General features: G+C 33.5%; 14 protein-coding genes. 1 reads left to right on the top strand and 13 read right to left on the bottom strand.

Annotation, left to right across the window (positions count from 1 at the left end; translation table 11 throughout):
- Nucleotides 1-248 precede the first annotated feature (248 nt).
- The 11 genes from FGM02_RS06825 to FGM02_RS06775 all read right to left on the bottom strand — a co-directional run bounded on the left by FGM02_RS06825 (nucleotide 249) and on the right by FGM02_RS06775 (nucleotide 12683).
- Complete coding sequence (locus FGM02_RS06825) at nucleotides 249-1364, bottom strand: helix-turn-helix domain-containing protein (protein ID WP_139957554.1); 1116 nt, start codon at nucleotides 1362-1364, stop codon at nucleotides 249-251.
- A 111-nt stretch (nucleotides 1365-1475) separates the two neighbouring features.
- The gene (gene argH / locus FGM02_RS06820) at nucleotides 1476-2756 is read right to left on the bottom strand and encodes an argininosuccinate lyase (protein ID WP_139957553.1); all 1281 of its coding nucleotides are present in this window, start codon (nucleotides 2754-2756) and stop codon (nucleotides 1476-1478) included.
- 88 nt (nucleotides 2757-2844) lie between these two features.
- Nucleotides 2845-3906 carry a M20 family metallo-hydrolase gene (locus FGM02_RS06815; protein ID WP_139957552.1) on the bottom strand — a complete coding sequence of 354 codons (1062 nt, stop codon included), beginning with the start codon at nucleotides 3904-3906 and terminating at the stop codon, nucleotides 2845-2847.
- A gap of 47 nt (nucleotides 3907-3953) precedes the next feature.
- Nucleotides 3954-4733: an acetylglutamate kinase gene (gene argB / locus FGM02_RS06810; protein WP_139957551.1), complete on the bottom strand. Its 780-nt coding sequence runs from the start codon at nucleotides 4731-4733 to the stop codon at nucleotides 3954-3956.
- A 71-nt stretch (nucleotides 4734-4804) separates the two neighbouring features.
- Nucleotides 4805-5761: an N-acetylornithine carbamoyltransferase gene (locus FGM02_RS06805; RefSeq protein ID WP_139957550.1), complete on the bottom strand. Its 957-nt coding sequence runs from the start codon at nucleotides 5759-5761 to the stop codon at nucleotides 4805-4807.
- 290 nt (nucleotides 5762-6051) lie between these two features.
- Nucleotides 6052-6546 carry a helix-turn-helix domain-containing protein gene (locus FGM02_RS06800; protein WP_139957549.1) on the bottom strand — a complete coding sequence of 165 codons (495 nt, stop codon included), beginning with the start codon at nucleotides 6544-6546 and terminating at the stop codon, nucleotides 6052-6054.
- Nucleotides 6547-7161: 615 nt separating this feature from the next.
- The gene (locus tag FGM02_RS06795; protein WP_139957548.1) at nucleotides 7162-8139 is read right to left on the bottom strand and encodes a T9SS type A sorting domain-containing protein; all 978 of its coding nucleotides are present in this window, start codon (nucleotides 8137-8139) and stop codon (nucleotides 7162-7164) included.
- 424 nt (nucleotides 8140-8563) lie between these two features.
- Nucleotides 8564-9691 carry an aspartate aminotransferase family protein gene (locus tag FGM02_RS06790; RefSeq protein WP_139957547.1) on the bottom strand — a complete coding sequence of 376 codons (1128 nt, stop codon included), beginning with the start codon at nucleotides 9689-9691 and terminating at the stop codon, nucleotides 8564-8566.
- 77 nt (nucleotides 9692-9768) lie between these two features.
- Nucleotides 9769-10746 (bottom strand): N-acetyl-gamma-glutamyl-phosphate reductase, encoded by a 978-nt coding sequence (gene argC / locus FGM02_RS06785; RefSeq protein WP_139957546.1) that lies wholly within the window; start codon nucleotides 10744-10746, stop codon nucleotides 9769-9771.
- Between the two features lie 89 nt (nucleotides 10747-10835).
- Nucleotides 10836-12032 (bottom strand): argininosuccinate synthase, encoded by a 1197-nt coding sequence (locus FGM02_RS06780; RefSeq protein WP_139957545.1) that lies wholly within the window; start codon nucleotides 12030-12032, stop codon nucleotides 10836-10838.
- Between the two features lie 39 nt (nucleotides 12033-12071).
- Nucleotides 12072-12683, bottom strand: coding sequence for a GNAT family N-acetyltransferase (locus tag FGM02_RS06775; protein WP_139957544.1), 612 nt, complete (start codon nucleotides 12681-12683; stop codon nucleotides 12072-12074).
- A gap of 442 nt (nucleotides 12684-13125) precedes the next feature.
- Between FGM02_RS06775 and FGM02_RS06770 the strand changes: the two genes are divergently transcribed.
- Complete coding sequence (locus tag FGM02_RS06770; protein WP_139957543.1) at nucleotides 13126-13923, top strand: HAD family hydrolase; 798 nt, start codon at nucleotides 13126-13128, stop codon at nucleotides 13921-13923.
- A 65-nt stretch (nucleotides 13924-13988) separates the two neighbouring features.
- Here the strand turns inward: FGM02_RS06770 and FGM02_RS06765 are convergent, their stop codons facing one another.
- Both FGM02_RS06765 and FGM02_RS06760 read right to left on the bottom strand, forming a co-directional pair.
- On the bottom strand, nucleotides 13989-15605 hold the full coding sequence (locus FGM02_RS06765) for a mechanosensitive ion channel family protein (RefSeq protein WP_139957542.1): 1617 nt from the start codon (nucleotides 15603-15605) through the stop codon (nucleotides 13989-13991).
- A gap of 42 nt (nucleotides 15606-15647) precedes the next feature.
- Entirely contained in the window at nucleotides 15648-17684 is a 2037-nt protein-coding gene (locus tag FGM02_RS06760; protein ID WP_139957541.1) for a YgiQ family radical SAM protein, read from the bottom strand.
- Nucleotides 17685-17711: the final 27 nt, after the last annotated feature.

The raw sequence follows: 17711 nt of genomic DNA, 5'->3' as shown, positions 1-17711 counted from the left end.
TTATAAAACTTTAATGTCAAAAAAGACAGGTTACTTACTTTGAACTAAAACATACAATATTATTTTCCCTAAAAAATCTTCTCGTACTTTATTGTTTCAAAACAAATTTACATAACCTGTATTATGTTTTAAAGTTTCTCTTCTTAATTTCTCTACAAATATAATTGAGTTCACAATTAAAAAAAAATAAAGCATGTCTCAAAACAAGTATTGAGACAATGTTACATTAGCGAACACTTAATAATCAACTATTTACCAGACATATACTCAACTGGAGTTCTATTTGTCATTTTCTTAAATACTCGGTAAAAAGAAGCTCTACTATTAAATCCAGACTCCAAACCTACACCTTCCATCGTTAAATTTTCTGGATTATTTTGTAAAATACTTTTGGCTTCCTCTACTCTCATTTCATTAACCAAACTTAAAAATGTTGTGTTCAATTTTTTATTAATTGCCGCGGAAACAATCCGATGATTGCAATCCAATTCTTTAGCCAAATCGAATATGGTTACGGATGGATTTAAAAACAATTTCTTTTCAATTAACACTTTCTTTACCTGACTGGGGTCTACTTGTTCATCGTTAGTAGTAACTTCTGGTTCCAAATTAGCCTTCTTTAACAACTCAATATCTTTCTGATATTCCACATAACTATCTTCATTAAAAATAGCATTCTGTTCAAAAGCATAATACACAATAAAGCTGAAAGCAATTACAATTTTTGTAGGTAAAATAGCAAACTGAACTTGATACATCGGAAAAAGAAACATCGTTATAATCAAGGTTGTATCCAAAACACAAATAAGCGTAATGAACTTATATGCAAATATATTTCTGGTTCTACTTTTTGTAGAAAAAATGTGTTTGATGCTTTTACTAAACTTGATTACATTGACACAAGATAAGGTAAAATAAAGCTGTTGTAAAATAACAAACAACCAAGTAAATATATACATCCCTTTTGGATAGTGAGTTGTGCGTAATTGCGCTATATAGGCGATTTTGTCATTTGTCTCTAAAGTAAAAAATTGAAAAGCGAGATAAAGTACATACAACACCACCAACAAAGTAGCTATAAAAAAAGGATTTGTTAATTTGGTTTTCTTACCTGACAACAAATTCAGGTAATAATAAATAATTGGGCCTATAAAAAGACTGGCTGCTTGCGTAAAGAAAAATAAACCACCCAAATTAGCAGAAATCCCTTCTAACAAAACCATCGAATTTCCGAACAAAGAAACTCCTAAAACTAGAAGCAATAAACCTAGTAAGGTGTTAAAAACATTATTATTTCTATTCTTATACAACAATGCAGCAAACAAAAAAGTTTGCAATGTGGCTATTACATTGATATATACCATACGTCTCGTATTTTCTAAAATTACAATCCTTCAAAATAGGTTAATTCTTAAGAAAAAAAAAACCCGTCTATATAGTTATATAGACGGATTATTCACAAAACATTACTTCTCTTAATAAAGAAGGTTCATTTTATTTTGAATCTTATCCAAAGCTAAATTTCCTACACTTCCAATATGGGTATGTTTTACGTTTAAATCAGGTTTAAATTCCCCATTTTGAATCTTAGCGCCCACTATTTTATAAGCATCTCTAAAAGGAGTTCCGGCTTGTACCAAAGCGTTTACTTCCTCTACACTAAAAATATATTTGTACTTATCATCAGTAACAATATTTTCTGTAATAATAATATTCTCCAAAGAAAACACCATCATATCCAAACATGATTTTAAGGTAGAAACTGAAGGAATCAAACCTTCTTTTACCAACTGTAAATCTCTATGATAACCACTTGGTAAATTATTTGTTATTAAGGTCAATTCATAAGGTAAAGCTTGCAGTTTATTACATTTTCCACGAATCAATTCAAATACATCTGGATTTTTTTTATGAGGCATTATACTTGAACCTGTTGTCAATTCATCTGGAAAAGTAACAAATCCAAAATTTTGACTCATATACAAACAGATATCCATACTCATTTTAGACAAGGTTGCAGAAACACTTGCAATGGCAAAGGATATAGATTTTTCTAATTTCCCTCTTCCCATTTGTGCTGCTACTGAGTTTACTTTTAAAGTAGCAAAACCCAATTCTTTTGTTGTCATTTCTCTATCAATTGGAAAAGAAGAACCATAACCAGCTGCAGATCCTAACGGATTTTGATCCGCTACTTTATAGGCTGCATCTAAAAAGTACACATCGTCAATCAAACTTTCGGCATAGGCAGAAAACCACATTCCGAAAGAAGATGGCATAGCCACTTGTAAATGTGTATAGCCTGGTAATAAGTGATTTTTATATTTTTCAGCCAATTCAATTAATAAATCGAATAATTTTTTCACCCAATCCTTCAATTCTAAAATAGCATCTTTAGCATACAAGTGTACATCTAGTAAAACTTGATCATTACGAGAACGTGCTGTATGAATTTTCTTTCCGGCATCTCCCAATTTCTCTGTCAACAACCATTCTACTTTAGAATGTACGTCTTCAAAAGAATCTTCAATAGTAAAAGTTCCATCCTCAATTGTTGTCATAATATTGTTCAACTCAGCAACCAAACCTTCTAATTCTTCATTAGAAATTGTTCCTATAGAATTCAACATTTTTGTTTGTGCAATGTTTCCTAAAACATCATACTTCGCCAATTGTAAATCTAACTCTCTATCGTTTCCTACCGTAAAAATGTCAATTTTTTTATCCGTAGCGTATCCTTTATCCCAAAGTTTCATATCTGTACTTTTTGTGTGCCGCAAAGATACTCTTTTCAATGATAAAGAGAAAAATCGCATGCCAATTATTAAACGTTAAAACTTTTTTTTAAACGATTTCGCTTAAAATATCTATGTAAAATTTGACACCATCTTTTACTTCTTGCACATAAATAAATTCATCTGCAGAGTGAGATCTTAAAGAATCGCCAGGACCTAATTTCACACTCTGACAATCCAATCTGCATTGGTCTGATAAAGTTGGAGAACCGTAGGTATTTTTACCCAATTTTAATCCTGCTTTTACAAATTCATGATTAGGATTTATAGAAGAAGAATTCAATCGAAGAGATCTTGGTAGTACTTCATTTTCGGTGTTTTCTGCAATTATTTTTGCAATTTCTTCGTTAGAATAGGCATCTGTCACTCTACAATCTACAACAAAATTCAACTCAGAAGGAACTACATTGTGTTGTTTTCCCGCGTTTATTTGAGAAACGGTCATTTTTACTTTCCCTAAGGCTTCTGAAACTTTTGGAAATTCATAGGTATTGAACCAGTTTAAATCCTTTAAAGCCATAAATATTGGATTCTGATTGTTTGGAATATGCGCTGCATGCCCTGGGGTTCCAGTTACTTTTCCATCAAAAACTACTAAGCCTTTTTCTGCAATGGCCAAATCTAGCAAAGTAGGTTCACCCACAATAGCAAAATCAATCTTCGGTAAAATAGGCTGCATATAAGCAATTCCATTTTCACCTGAAATTTCTTCTTCTGCAGTTGCTGCAATTACAAAATTGTACTTTAAATTCTGCTTGTCATAAAAATACACAAAGGCTGAAAGCAATCCTACCAAGCAACCTCCAGCATCATTTGAACCTAAACCATACAACTTACCTTCTTCCACAGTGGCTGCAAACGGATCTCTTGTATAAGCCGCATTTGGCTTTACAGTATCATGATGAGAATTTAGTAAAATGGTTGGTTTGGCCTCGTCAAAATGTTTGTTCACTGCCCAAACATTGTACAAATCCATATGTACTTCAATACCCCTAACTTCTAACCAGCTAGCCAATAAATTAGCCGTTGGTTGTTCTTCTTTTGAAAAAGACTGTATTGGGATCAGTTCTTTTAAAAGCGCTAAGGCTTCTTCTTGTAATTTCTCTACCATCTATCTATTTTTATGCACACTTCAACAAATGTTGTGTGCAAATTAATTTACAAAGTCAAGGTTGTAAATAATTGTTCTTTATTTAAAATTACGGTTGGATTTCCGATAATCACTTTTGACACTCCTTTTTGCAATGCATCAAAACAGTTTTCCATTTTTGGCAACATACCATCGGCAATAATTCCGTCAGTTTTTAACTGTGTGTATTTTTCTGAATTGATATCTGTAATCACAGAATTATCATCATCGATAGACGTTAACACCCCATTTTTTTCAAAGGTATAAATCAAAGATACCTCATAGTTTTCAGACATTCCTACAGCAATTGTAGAAGCGATTGTATCTGCATTGGTATTTAACAACTGTCCTTTGCCATCATGTGTAATGGCACAAAATACAGGTGTCATTCCTCCTTCAATAAACGTAGAAATATTTGTTGCATTGATACCATCCACATCACCTGCAAAACCATAATCTATATCTTTTACAATACGTTTATGCGCTTGGATAGAATTTCCATCTGCACCCGACAAGCCCAATGCATTGCAATTGAATTTTTGTAAAGTCGCTGTAATATTTTTGTTTAATAAACCCGCATACACCATTGTCACAATTTCTAAAGTAGTGGCATCTGTCACTCTTCTTCCATTGATCATTGTAGCCTCTATCCCTAAATCTGCCGCCAATTGCGTAGCTCTTTTTCCTCCTCCGTGGACTAATATTTTATGTCCTTCAACTTTAGCAAAATCTGTTAAGAAGCTTTCCAAAGCAACAGGATTGTTAATTACATTTCCTCCTACTTTTACTATTGTTAGTTTTTGTTTCATTCTTCTAGCTATTAGCTATTGGCTTTTGGCTATTAGCAACTAATGGCAAACAGCTAAAAGCAAACGGCTAGTTATAAATTTTCCAATATTTTTTTCAATACTATTTGCGCAGAATACGTTCTATTATTGGCTTGTTTGATAACAATAGAATTTTCAGAATCAATTACCTCATCGGCAACCACCACATTTCTACGAACTGGTAAACAGTGCATAAATTTCGCATTGTCTGTAAGGGCCATTTTTTCATTATTGATAGTCCAAGACGCATCTTTACAAACAACTTGGCCATAATCCTTATATGAAGACCAGTTTTTTGTATAAATAAAATCGGCTCCTTCAAAGGCTTTCTTTTGATCGTATTCAATAGTAGCTCCTTTCGTTTTTTCAGGATTCAACTCATATCCCTTTGGATGTGTAATGACCACTTCAAAATCATCTTCATGCGCCAAGGCCATTTCAGCAAATGAATTTCCCACTGCATGCGGCAACGCTTTTGGATGTGGTGCCCAAGACAAAACGACTTTCAATTTCTTTTTTGTGGGCTTGTGTTCTTCAATCGTAATAGCATCTGCCAAAGCTTGCAAAGGATGCCCAACTGAAGATTCCATATTTAAAATGGGAACCGTAGCATATTTTACAAAAGCAGATAATACTTCTTCTGCTTCATCTTTTTCTTTGTCCTCTAATCCTGCAAATGCACGAATAGCAATAATATCACAATATTGAGAAATTACGGCAGCAGCCTCTTTTACATGTTCCGACTTTCCTTGATCCATCACTCGACCATCTTCAAATTCTAATTGCCACCCTTCGGCACCAAAATTCATGACTATAGGCTCCATTCCTAAATTCAAAGCCGCTTTTTGCGTACTTAAACGCGTACGTAAACTGTTATTAAAGAACAACAAACCAATGGTTTTGTTTTTTCCTAAATCTTGAAATTGTAGTGGATTTTTCTTTAACTCTATGGCCTCTGCAACGGTATCTTTGATGCTTGGTAAATCGTGAATGGATAAGTAATGTTTCATGGACTTCCTATATATTAATAAGGCTCAAAATTAAGGAATTTGTTGTAGATAAACTATTTAGATTTGGTAAACAAAAAAAGCATTTTTAAGCGTGACCCTATATTAAAAAATGAAACTTTTCTAAGTTAAAATTTCGTTTTGAAAATTAAAATATAACTATCCTGAAATAGTGATCACTAAGGTGACTTATTAGTTTTTTCATTTTACTAGTTCATACAAAGCCAATAATCCATTTCGGCTTACCTTTACAGTAAAAACTAAAACAGACCAACTTGAACTTACACTCAGCATTAAAGTTTTAAAAAATCTGATGGAGAGACTCCATACAATTTTTTGAAAGATGTTGAGAAATACGATTTAGACTCTATACCTATTTGATACCGAACTTCAGAAACATTAAAGCCCTCATTACTTCTTAGTAGCTCTGCCGCTTTTTGAAGTCTATAATTGCGCAGATAAACAATAGGAACCTGACCTGTAAACTGTTTTAATCGTCTATAAAGTTGTGAGGTACTCAATCCTATCTCAACAGACAACTCTTGCACGCCAAAATTAGAATCCGCATAATTTTTCTCTATTACTTTGATAATATTCTCAATAAATAATTGGTCTTTTTTAGATAATTCAAGCTTGATATCATCTTTTGGCAACATACTATTTTTCGAGAAATGCTGCTTTATTTGAATACTATTCTGAAGTAATTTTTGCACTCTTAATTGCAAGTGTTTTACAGAAAAAGGCTTACTAACATATTCATCAGCACCAAATTCTAATTGTCCATTCATACGATATACCTCGACTTGGACTACTTTTTTTGAAAGTGTAAATATTGAAGACGATCGATTTGAGTAAACCCGAATCACATTTTCCTTCTCTAAATTTATATTGCTATGCTTAAGCAGTTCACACGAAGCAGCAATAGCATTAGGTCCTTCAACCTGGAAATAATCTATATTACATAAACCCTATTCTCCATTCACTGATAAATTTCCTATTCTATCACTTGGACAGGCATGTTTCCATGTAAATGTATTGGAACCCGAATTACCAACTATTAGCCAATTGATCCCATAACTTCTTGCATGATCCGTATTAGCAAAACCATCTCCTGTATAACCTGACTGATTATTGTTAATCTGTCCGTCAATAGCACAAAATCCTTCCTCGTTTTCTTGTAGTATAAAAGAGTTAATATTTTCACTATTATCTCTTATTAATAATTCATTTGCATAAAGAACTTTGCTTCCCTATTCAGCTAGAGCAAATCATCTCATCTATAAATTATAACGACTTCAAACAACAGGATAAAAGACACGAATTAAATTCCTTGCTAGTATTCATTAAAAAAAGAAGCTTTGCATCTATTGTACAAAGCTTCTTTTTTTAAATTCCGCAGTTACTTATTTTTTTATAAAACGTTTTACGGATTTAACACCATTCTCTACCTTCATCTCAGCAACATAAACACCTTTATACAAACTGCTTACATCTAACTTATTTGTATTAGACTCCATAACTAGAGCACCTACTGTATTAAATATTTTAACAGATTCCACATTGTCAGATAAAAATATTTTATCCTCTGCAGGGTTCGGGTAAAACAAAAGGGCCTCTGCTTTATCAATATTGTCGTTCGTAGCTAATATAGTTGCATCTAAGGCAGTATCTGATACGATACTACTAACATAAATAGACACATCTTCATTTAAAAAGTTAGTACCATCTGTGTAGAACTTTAAGCCACTAACTGGATCTAATGTTGTATTACCTAAAAGAAGTATCGCTTGGTCGTACTGGTTTAAATTTGTAGCATCTTGAGTTCTAATTTGAACCTTAAAATCTAACTCTTGCCACCCCGTATTAAAATCAATGGTAGCTCCTAGAGGTCTCGCACTAGTTCTTGTGCTAGCATTTCCATCAGAATCTTTTAGTTGTAAGGTAAACTTCATGTCAGCTCCATTATTAGTCAAAGCAGACAAGTCTACTCCTGTACTAGCATCTGGATCTGCCACTATATAAAGAGTAATTTTCACATTAATATCGATGGTAGCAGTAACTGCTGCATCGTCTAAATTCCCATTAAGTTGAACTGTAAAGCTAGGAAACCCCGAAGTTGCCCCTGTGCTAGCTTTCACATATTTAAAGGCTGTTTTGCTTGCCGCACCTGTAGGCAATGAAACTGCCGGTGAGTCTGAAGTATAATCATAATACTCAGTAGAACCCGGTGTGTCTTGAGACGCCATAGTAGATACGGCCCCATAATATTCTGAATTCCCGTAATCCACCCAAACTTGATTGTAAGTTACTTGTGCGCTAGTCGTTGTAAAAGCACTCATACATAAAGTTAATAAACCACTTAAAAGTAATTTTGTTTTCATAATATCTATATTTAAAGTTTTACACAAAAAAACAATATAGACTTCTGATACAGGGACTCATATCCCTCAATTGGGTTCTCATTTCTAACACTAAGGCATATACTATGAAGCAATAAAATGAAAAAAAGAATAAAAAAACCTATCCAAAATACTATTTAGAGATGTATCACATCCTATATGACTAAAAACAAAAATGAAACAAATTCAATACTGCTGATATTGTCGTTTCTTGAAGCTGTAGCTTTCTTGATTAGTTAGCAACTAGAAATTTATTTGACACTTATAAAAATGTAAAAAGACGAATAATATTTAAACCCTATTCTCTTAAACGAAAAAGAGTTCTTGCTTGCGCAAAAACTCTTTAAAACCAGTAATAGCTTCTCAAACCTAACAGGTCTTAGAGACCTGTTAGGTTTATGTGTTTTTATAATAATTTCTTCAATGCTATTACAAATACATCAATATCTTGTTTTGTTACATTTAAAGGAGGTAAAATTCGCAATAAGTTTTTGTTCATGGCACCACCGGTAAATATTTTTTCGTCGTAAATTAATTTTTTGCGAAGCTCTCCTACTTCAAAATCAAATTCTAAACCAAGCATTAATCCTTGTCCTTTAATTTGCTTTACACCTGGTAAATCTTTTACTTGCTCTTTAAAGTATGTATTAATGTCTTGCACATTTTGCAATAAATTTTCACTTTTTATAACATCTAAAACAGCAATACCTGCTGCACATGCCAAATGCGAACCTCCAAAAGTTGTTCCTAGCATTCCATACCAAGATTCAATATGCTTGGCAATAAGTACGCCTCCAATTGGAAAACCGTTCCCCATTCCTTTTGCTAAAGAAATAATATCTGGTTTGATGTCATGCAACTGATGTGCAAAGAATTTTCCACTTCTTCCATAACCTGATTGTACTTCATCTAAAATCAAGCACACATTATTTTCAGCAGTAATTTTTCTAAGCGCTTGTAAAAATTCTGTAGTAGGTTGATCTAAACCACCAACACCTTGAATAGGCTCAATAATTACTGAAGAAACATCTCCTTTTGCTATTTCTACTTTAACAGCATCAATATCATTTAAAGCTAAAATTGTAACTGGATTGTGCGCATTTACGGGCGCAATAATTTTTTTATTATCCGTTACAGAAACTGCTGCAGAAGTACGTCCATGAAATCCGTTTTGAAAAGCAATAACTCTTGATTTTTGATTTACAAAAGAAGCTACTTTGATTGCATTTTCATTTGCCTCTGCTCCTGTAGAACATAAAAACAATTCGTATGCTTCTCCACAACCAGACAAATCGCCCAACTTATCAGACAGTTCTTGTTGCAATGGATTTTGAATGGCATTGGAATAAAAACCAATGGCACTCAATTGTTTTTCTAATGTTTCTTTATAATGAGGGTGTGTATGTCCTATTGAGATTACACCATGCCCACCATATAAATCTAAATATTTTTCGTTTTTTTCGTCCCAAACATAACAACCTTCTGCTTTTACAGGAGTTACGTTATATAATGGGTATACATCAAATAATTTCATTTTTCTTAGTATTAGGTACTGAGTAATGAGTACTTAGTATTATTCTTAATACTTTGTACTAAATACTATGTACTATATTAAAATGCTGTACCTTTTAAATGCAAACCTTCTGTCTCTTCATAACCGAAAATTAAATTCATGTTTTGAATTGCTTGTCCAGAGGCTCCTTTTAACAAATTATCTATTGCTGAATAGATCAACAAATTATCACCGTGCTTAATTAAAGAAATTGCACATTTATTTGTGTTTACCACCTGTTTCATACTTACCGGTACATCTGTAATATGAACAAAAGGTTGGTCTTTATAAAACTCCGTATACAAAGCTTTCGCTTCTTCTAAAGTTCCATTGAATTTTGTGTAAATAGAAGCAAAAATTCCACGACTAAAATTACCGCGATTTGGAATAAAGAACAATTCACCTGCCTTTGTTCCTTGCAACAATTCTAAAGTCTCTCCTATTTCACCTAAATGTTGGTGCGTAAAAGGTTTGTACACTGAAAAATTATTATCTCTCCAAGGAAAATGTGAAGTCGATGTTGGAGAAACTCCAGCACCTGTTGCACCTGTAGTGGCATTGATATGAATATCGTTCTCTAGCTTTTTTGCTTTTGCTAATGGCAACAAACCAAATTGAATACAGCTTGCAAAACAACCAGGATTTGCAATGTATTTTGCTTTTTTTATTTCTTCTTTAGAAACTTCTGGCAAACCATATACAAAATCTTTTCCTTCAAAATTAGCATCTGCATTCAAACGGAAATCGTTTGACAAATCGATGATTTTAGTGGCATCAGAAAAAGTATTGTTCTGTAAAAATGCGGTAGAGTTTCCATGACCTAAACATAAAAACAAAACATCTACATCAGGATTGATGGTATCCGTAAATTTTTGTTCCGTATCACCTAATAGGTCGGCATGCACTGCGTACAATTTATTACCTGCGTTAGACGTACTGTACACAAAATCTAAGGTTACTTTTGCGTGATTATTTATCAATCTTATCAATTCTCCCGCTGTATAACCAGCTCCTCCTACAATTCCTGCTTTTATCATTTTTTTAGCTGTTGGCCATTAGCTCTTGGCTATTGGCAATTATTACTATCCAAAAAGCTAATAGCTGATCGCTAATAGCCTATGGCTAATTATGCATCTAACAAATCTTTATTTACGTGGTAGAAAATTTTGTTTTGCATTCCGTAAATTTTAATAAATCCTTTTGCGTCTTGCGCACTCCAAGCGTTGTTCTCTTCTCCATAATCAGCAAAACCAGAGCCCATTAAATCGAATTCAGAATTGATACCCGTTACCATAAAATGATAAGGACGTAAAGTCACATACACATCTCCAGTTACAGTTTTTTGAGAATCTTCTAGGAATTTCTCAATATTACGCATCAAAGGCTCTAAATATTGTCCGTCATGAAAATAAGTTCCATAGGTATTTGCCAAAGGTTCTTTTGTTAATTGCTGTGCTTTAGAAAGCGTATGTTTTTCTAACAAATGATGTGCCTTGATAATTACAGTTGCTGCTGCTGCCTCAAAACCAACACGTCCTTTAATTCCAACAATGGTATCTCCAACATGCGTGTCTCTACCAATAGCAAAAGAGGATGCTATAGCTTCCAGTTTTAAGATATTATTTACTGGACTGTCTTTTTCTCCATTAAAAGCAACAAATTCACCTTTATCAAAAGTCAAAGTAACTTGCTCTTCATCATTTCTTGTCAACTGACTTGGATAAGCAGATTCTGGCAAGGCTTCTTGCGAAGATAAAGTTTCTACTCCACCTACAGAAGTTCCCCAAATACCTTTATTGATAGAGTATTTAGATTTTTCCCAGTTCATATCTACTCCATGCTTTACTAGGTAATCAATTTCTACCTGACGAGATAATTTCAAATCGCGAATAGGCGTTAAAATTTCAATTTCAGGAGCAATTGTTTGGAAAATCATATCAAAACGAACTTGATCATTTCCTGCACCCGTACTACCGTGTGCAATATATTTTGCGCCAATACTTTTTGCATATTTTACAACCTCTATAGATTGAAAAACACGCTCAGCACTAACAGATAAAGGATAAGTATTGTTTTTCAATACATTTCCGTAAACCATATACTTAATTGCTTTAGAATAATATTCTTCTAAAATATTTTTACTTGTATGAGATGTTACTCCCATAGCATATGCTTTTTCTTCAACAGCTTTTAGTTCTTCTTCACTAAAACCACCTGTATTTACTAAAACACCATGCACTTCTAATTTCAATTCGTTGATCAAATACTTTACACAGTAAGAAGTATCTAATCCACCACTGTATGCTAAAACTACTTTTTCCATATTTTATACTTTTGCCAAGAAAAAATTCTTGGAGTAAATTTATTTTTCGCCTTTTTTCAAAAACAAAGCTTGTTTAATTTTCTTTAATCTAGTCAAAACTTTTTTATTGAAAGTCATTTTTTCTGGAGTCGCCTTTGGGTCGTGTAACATTCCTGTACACAAACACATTTTATGATCATTTCTTGTAAGAATATCATGATTTCGACAGGCTTTACAGCCGTTCCAAAAGGCTTCATCAGTGGTCAATTCCGAAAAAGTTACAGGTTTGTAACCCAATTCATAATTGATTTTCATGACCGCCAATCCGGTTGTAATACCAAATATTTTCGCATCAGGATACATAACCTTTGAATGATCAAAAATTTTCTTCTTAATTTTTTTTGCCAATCCTAAATTTCTAAAATCTGGATGAACAATCAAGCCAGAGTGCACCACATAGGTTTTATTACTCCAAACTTCAATATAACAAAACCCCGCAAATTTATCGCCTTCTAAGGCAATGACAGCATTTCCACTTTCTAATTTGGAAACAATATATTCAGGAGATCTTTTTGCAATACCCGTTCCTCTGTCTTTCGCAGATTCCTCAATGGTTTTACAAATAATATCGGCATATTTACTATGCGAACTGTTAGCTGTTATAATTTTCACTTTTATTCCTTGACTTAAATTAATCTTTAACGTTTGTTTTTTTTCCTTATTTAAAGATGGACTCACCTATCTTTCATACAATTAACGCCCAACGGGCGTCGAAAAAAGAGAGCACAAACAGCCGCTAAAATAGGTGCAAAGATAGGCTGAATATTATTGCTAAAAAAACGTAAAAGGGATTGCATTTTGATTTTGATAAAAATTAGTTAAATAAACCATGATATTTAGGATTTTGCTGTGTTCAACAGTCAGAACTTATAATTTAGAAACTAAATTATATACAGCGACAGCGCTCGATAAAGCGCGTCTTCCTAAAGGTCATATTTAAACTATTATTTTTCATCGATGCAAATATATAAAAAACCAAACTAATCAGTTCTAATTAGTTAACTTTTTTATGACATACTTCATTTATTTTTAATCTATTTTTGCAAAAAAAACGATGGATTACTCTAAAGTAAAAATGGTAATTACAGACATGGATGGAACTTTGTTAAATTCTAACCATGAAGTGAGCGATAAATTTTTCAAATTATTCCCCGCCCTTCTAAAACAAAACATCCATTTTGTAGCCGCTAGCGGAAGGCAATACGACAGTATACTTGGAAAACTAGAAAGTATTAAAAACGACATTACCATTGTTGCTGAAAACGGCGGCTTTGGAAAACAAGGAGAAACCATACTATTTAGTCGCGATTTGGCCCAAGAAAAAATTAACGAAACTATTCTTGCTGCTAGAAAAATCAAAAATCCTTATATTGTTTTATGTGGCTTAAATTCGGCCTATGTAGAATCTAAAGATGCAGAATTTGTAGCCACCTTCAGTCAGTTTTACACAAGCTTTACCATTGTAGATGACCTGACCAAAGTTACCAATGATACTTTTTTTAAAGTGGCTATTTTTAACAAGGAATGCTCTGAAACACATGTCTTACCTTTTGTAAAACATTTGGACACTGATTTACAGGTAACTGTTTCCGGAAAAAATTGGTTGGATATTTCTCATCATGATGCCAACAAAGGTGTTGCTATTAAATATTTACAAGAAAAATTAAATATCACCAAAGCAGAAACCATGGTTTTTGGCGACTATAACAATGATTTAACAATGTTAGCCTTGTCCGATTATAGTTACGCCATGAAAAACGCACATCCTAACGTAAAGGCAATTGCCAATTACGAAACAAAAAGTAATGATGAAAATGGGGTAGAATTTATTTTAGAACAGGTGATTCGTTAGAAAAATAGATCTCATAAAAAAACCTCCTTAACAAATTGTTAAGGAGGTTTTTTATTCTCTTAATATTATTCCGGCTTTGGAAAATCTTTTAGAATTGTATCCAAAATAGCCGTTGCTTTTTCGTCATCAACCTTATAATTCATATCTAAAGATTTCTTTTCAGGAAATTCTTCAATCATTACCGTTTGAGATGGGAAAGCAAATCCAACTCCAACCTCATTGGCAAATTTTACGATAGCCATATGCAAGCGATGTTTTGAAGACTGCTCAACAGCCCACCCTGGATGTTTAAAATAAACATTCAACAAAATTTGCAAAGAAGAATCTCCAAAACCAACAAATTCTACATTGTAAGAATCTGAACGCGTATCAGGATGTGCATCAACAATAGTTCGTAATCCTTTTACAAATATTTCAATCAATTCAGGGGGTGTATCGTATCGAATACCCAAAGTAGTATTGTAACGACGATACAAACGCAAACCTTTATTATTAATTACAATTTCTGAAAGTTTGCTATTTGGAATGGTAAAAATAGAAGTGTCTGCTGCGCGAATTCTACTAGAACGAAAACCTACTTCTTCTACAGTACCCTCTACTCCGCCTCCTTCAATCCAATCTCCAATTTGAAAAGGCTGATCTAAAAAGATCATGATGGTTCCTATCAAATTCCTTACCGTGTCTTGTGATGCCAAAGCCACTGCCAAACCTCCAATAGAAGCACCCGCAATTACAGTGGTTACGTCTGCTCCAAAAATGGTCAACATTTTTAAACAACCAACTACCACAACTATTCCTTTAAGCAGCCTATTTAGTATAGGTACCAATTGATCGTCTAATTTACTATCTGTTCTTTCCGAATAGGCGCTATACACATCCATTACCACCTGAACAAACTGTAAAAACACATAAATCCATAAAACGATTTGAGCAATATGAACTCCTTTTAAAATAAACGAATTTATATCGATATGAAGCTGAAGTATAGGAATGTATTTTTCAAGTAAATAAAACACCCATAACAAAGCAATCGGCCTTGCTAATTTCAACAAAGAATCATTTAAAGAACTATGAGAAAAACGAACCAAGTATTTTTCTAGTCGCTGCAATACCCAAAAAATTATGGTCTTCAAAAAATAAAAGACAAAGATTCCGAGCAAAATCAATACAATAAAACCTAAATATTGCCACAACTCAATACCTAATAGTTTAATATGTCCTTTATTCGGAATTATTTTTTTTAAGTACTCGGTTCCTAACGGATATACTTGTCGGTAAAGTCCTTCAATAGTGTTACTTGTTTCTTGACTATAATACCAATTTCCATTTACTTTTTCTAAATAGATTTCTGGTATTTGGTTAGGAAAAAGCACATATCTAGGTTTGTTTCCTAACCCCGAAACAGTATCTAAATAATTTGCGTTTTTGGGCAGTGTTGTCATATTTACACGCAAACCTTTACCGTCCAAAACACGTTTAATTTTAATCGCAATTTCTTCCGGATCTTGAGTACCATCAACAAAAACTGTGGAAGCCGCTTTTTCTACATCATAACTATTTTCTTGTAAATAATAAAGATGTGTATAAACAGTATTGTAAGGTGATTTTAAACTTTTATCTTCAGGTTTTTGAGCAAATCCTAATAAGGAGCACAAAAAAAATAATAAGACGATTTTTTTCATAGGGATACAAATAATGGGACAAAAATAAAAAATTACAGAAAATTACCTTCTTCTTTTCGGCTTTCTTCTTCTAGACGAACTCTCATCAGTTCTAGCATCTTTTTTCTTTTTATCAAACACACTTACAAATTCACTTTTTCCTTGGTTTCTTTTTCCTTTTTTCCCTCTTCTAGAGCCTTTTGGAACATCTACAGTATCATCAAAAGTATTTTTTACTTTGAAATCTTTTTTGTTTTTATGAAACTTCGGATTGTCGGGCAACAGTCTATCAGCCAAATCTTGTCTTCCGGCTTTGGTCAGTGTTTTCCGAATCCAATCTTGATTTTCTTTTTTATACCAAAAGAAAAAACGATGTTGCTCGTCTTTTTCTTTTTTAGTTTTTGGAGTCTTCATTTTCTCCAAAGTATACGGATGGTAACCACTGTAATAAATTACCGTTGCTACTGTCATTGGTGTTGGTGTAAATCCTTGCACTTGCTCTAATTTGAACCCCATGTCCTTTGTTTCCGCAGCCAAATTCGCCATGTCTTCCAACTCACTTGCTGGGTGACTAGAAATAAAATAAGGAATCAATTGCAAATTCAATTTCTTTCTTAAATTGATTTTATCGAACAATTTTTTAAACTGATGGAAGTTAGAAAACGAGGGTTTTCGCATCAATTTTAATACAGGATCTGACGTATGCTCTGGCGCTACTTTTAACCTACCAGAAACATGGTGGGTAATTACTTCTTCTGTATAATCTTCTAATTCTTTAGGATCGGCATTTTTATTGAATTCGGGCACCAACATATCGTATCGAATTCCTGAACCAATAAATGATTTTTTCACTTTTGGATGCTTGTCTACCGATCTGTACAAATCTGTCATGGCCGCATGCGACGTATCTAAATTGGAACAAATAACCGGATTGATACAAGAAGGCGCCACACATTTATCGCATATTTCTTGCACCTTCCCTTTCATTTGGTACATATTGGCAGAAGGTCCACCAATATCAGAAAGATAGCCTTTAAAATCGGGCATATTTGCTACCAGATCTACTTCTTTTAAAATAGACTCTTTACTTCTACTTGCAATAAATTTTCCTTGATGTGCAGAAATGGTACAAAAACTACAACCACCAAAACAACCACGATGAGTGTTGATAGAAAATTTTATCATTTCAAACGCAGGAATAGGTCCACGCTTGTTGTATTTTGGGTGTGGCAAACGTGTATACGGCAAATCAAAAGAAGCATCAATCTCCTTTTCAATCATGGTAGGATAAGGCGGATTTATAATGATGGTACTATCACCATAATCTTGCAAAATTCTAGCTCCGTAAGTTTTATTAGATTCCTGCTCAATTGTTTTAAAATTGGCTGCGAAAGTTTTTTTATCTTTTAAACAAGCTTCATGTGAACTTAAAACCTTGTCTTTCCAATTTTTATTAACCGGCAAGGCTCCTTTAGGACGTACAATAGAAGTTTGTTTGATGGTTGTTAATGATTCAAAAGGAACTCCTTTTTGCATCAGCGTCACCACTTCTTTTAAGGGTTGCTCTCCCATTCCGTACACCAACATATCGGCACCAGACTCAACCAACATAGAGGGTTTTAACTGATCTGTCCAATAATCATAATGCGTAACTCTTCGCAAAGAAGCTTCAATTCCTCCAACCAAAACAGGTACATCAGGAAATTTTTCTTTTAATATTTTACTATACACCGTTGCCGCATAATCAGGTCTAAACCCTTTGTCTCCATTTGGCGTATAAGCATCTTTATCACGTTGTCTTTTGCTTGCTGTATAATTACTCACCATGGAATCCATGACTCCAGAGGTAACCCCAAAAAATAATTTCGGTTTTCCCATTTTGGTAAAATCTTGTAAATTATCATGAACTGAAGGCTGCGCAATAATCGCAACTCTAAGTCCATAACTTTCTAACAAACGCCCAATAACGGCAGGTCCGAAAGAAGGATGATCCACATAGGCATCACCGCTAAATAGGATGACATCCAATTCTTCCCAACCTCTTAATTTCACCTCTTTATTCGTAGTTGGCAACCAACTTGACAATCGTAATTCTTGCATCGCGCAAAGATACGATAATAAAATTTT

It is taken from the genome of Flavicella sediminum (assembly GCF_006381105.1).
Taxonomy (GTDB): Bacteria; Bacteroidota; Bacteroidia; order Flavobacteriales; family Flavobacteriaceae; genus Flavicella; species Flavicella sediminum.
The sequence above is the reverse complement of the archived record's forward strand: the minus strand, read 5'-3'. Positions and strand labels throughout refer to the sequence as shown.

Bases quoted from the DNA above. Each gene is read 5' to 3' on its own strand.
- FGM02_RS06825 (WP_139957554.1), bottom strand. From the start codon at position 1,364: ATGGTATATATCAATGTAATAGCCACATTGCAAACTTTTTTGTTTGCT.
- argH (WP_139957553.1), bottom strand. From the start codon at position 2,756: ATGAAACTTTGGGATAAAGGATACGCTACGGATAAAAAAATTGACATT.
- FGM02_RS06815 (WP_139957552.1), bottom strand. From the start codon at position 3,906: ATGGTAGAGAAATTACAAGAAGAAGCCTTAGCGCTTTTAAAAGAACTG.
- argB (WP_139957551.1), bottom strand. From the start codon at position 4,733: ATGAAACAAAAACTAACAATAGTAAAAGTAGGAGGAAATGTAATTAAC.
- FGM02_RS06805 (WP_139957550.1), bottom strand. From the start codon at position 5,761: ATGAAACATTACTTATCCATTCACGATTTACCAAGCATCAAAGATACC.
- FGM02_RS06800 (WP_139957549.1), bottom strand. From the start codon at position 6,546: ATGAATGGACAATTAGAATTTGGTGCTGATGAATATGTTAGTAAGCCT.
- FGM02_RS06795 (WP_139957548.1), bottom strand. From the start codon at position 8,139: ATGAAAACAAAATTACTTTTAAGTGGTTTATTAACTTTATGTATGAGT.
- FGM02_RS06790 (WP_139957547.1), bottom strand. From the start codon at position 9,691: ATGAAATTATTTGATGTATACCCATTATATAACGTAACTCCTGTAAAA.
- argC (WP_139957546.1), bottom strand. From the start codon at position 10,746: ATGATAAAAGCAGGAATTGTAGGAGGAGCTGGTTATACAGCGGGAGAA.
- FGM02_RS06780 (WP_139957545.1), bottom strand. From the start codon at position 12,032: ATGGAAAAAGTAGTTTTAGCATACAGTGGTGGATTAGATACTTCTTAC.
- FGM02_RS06770 (WP_139957543.1), top strand. From the start codon at position 13,126: ATGGATTACTCTAAAGTAAAAATGGTAATTACAGACATGGATGGAACT.
- FGM02_RS06765 (WP_139957542.1), bottom strand. From the start codon at position 15,605: ATGAAAAAAATCGTCTTATTATTTTTTTTGTGCTCCTTATTAGGATTT.
- FGM02_RS06760 (WP_139957541.1), bottom strand. From the start codon at position 17,684: ATGCAAGAATTACGATTGTCAAGTTGGTTGCCAACTACGAATAAAGAG.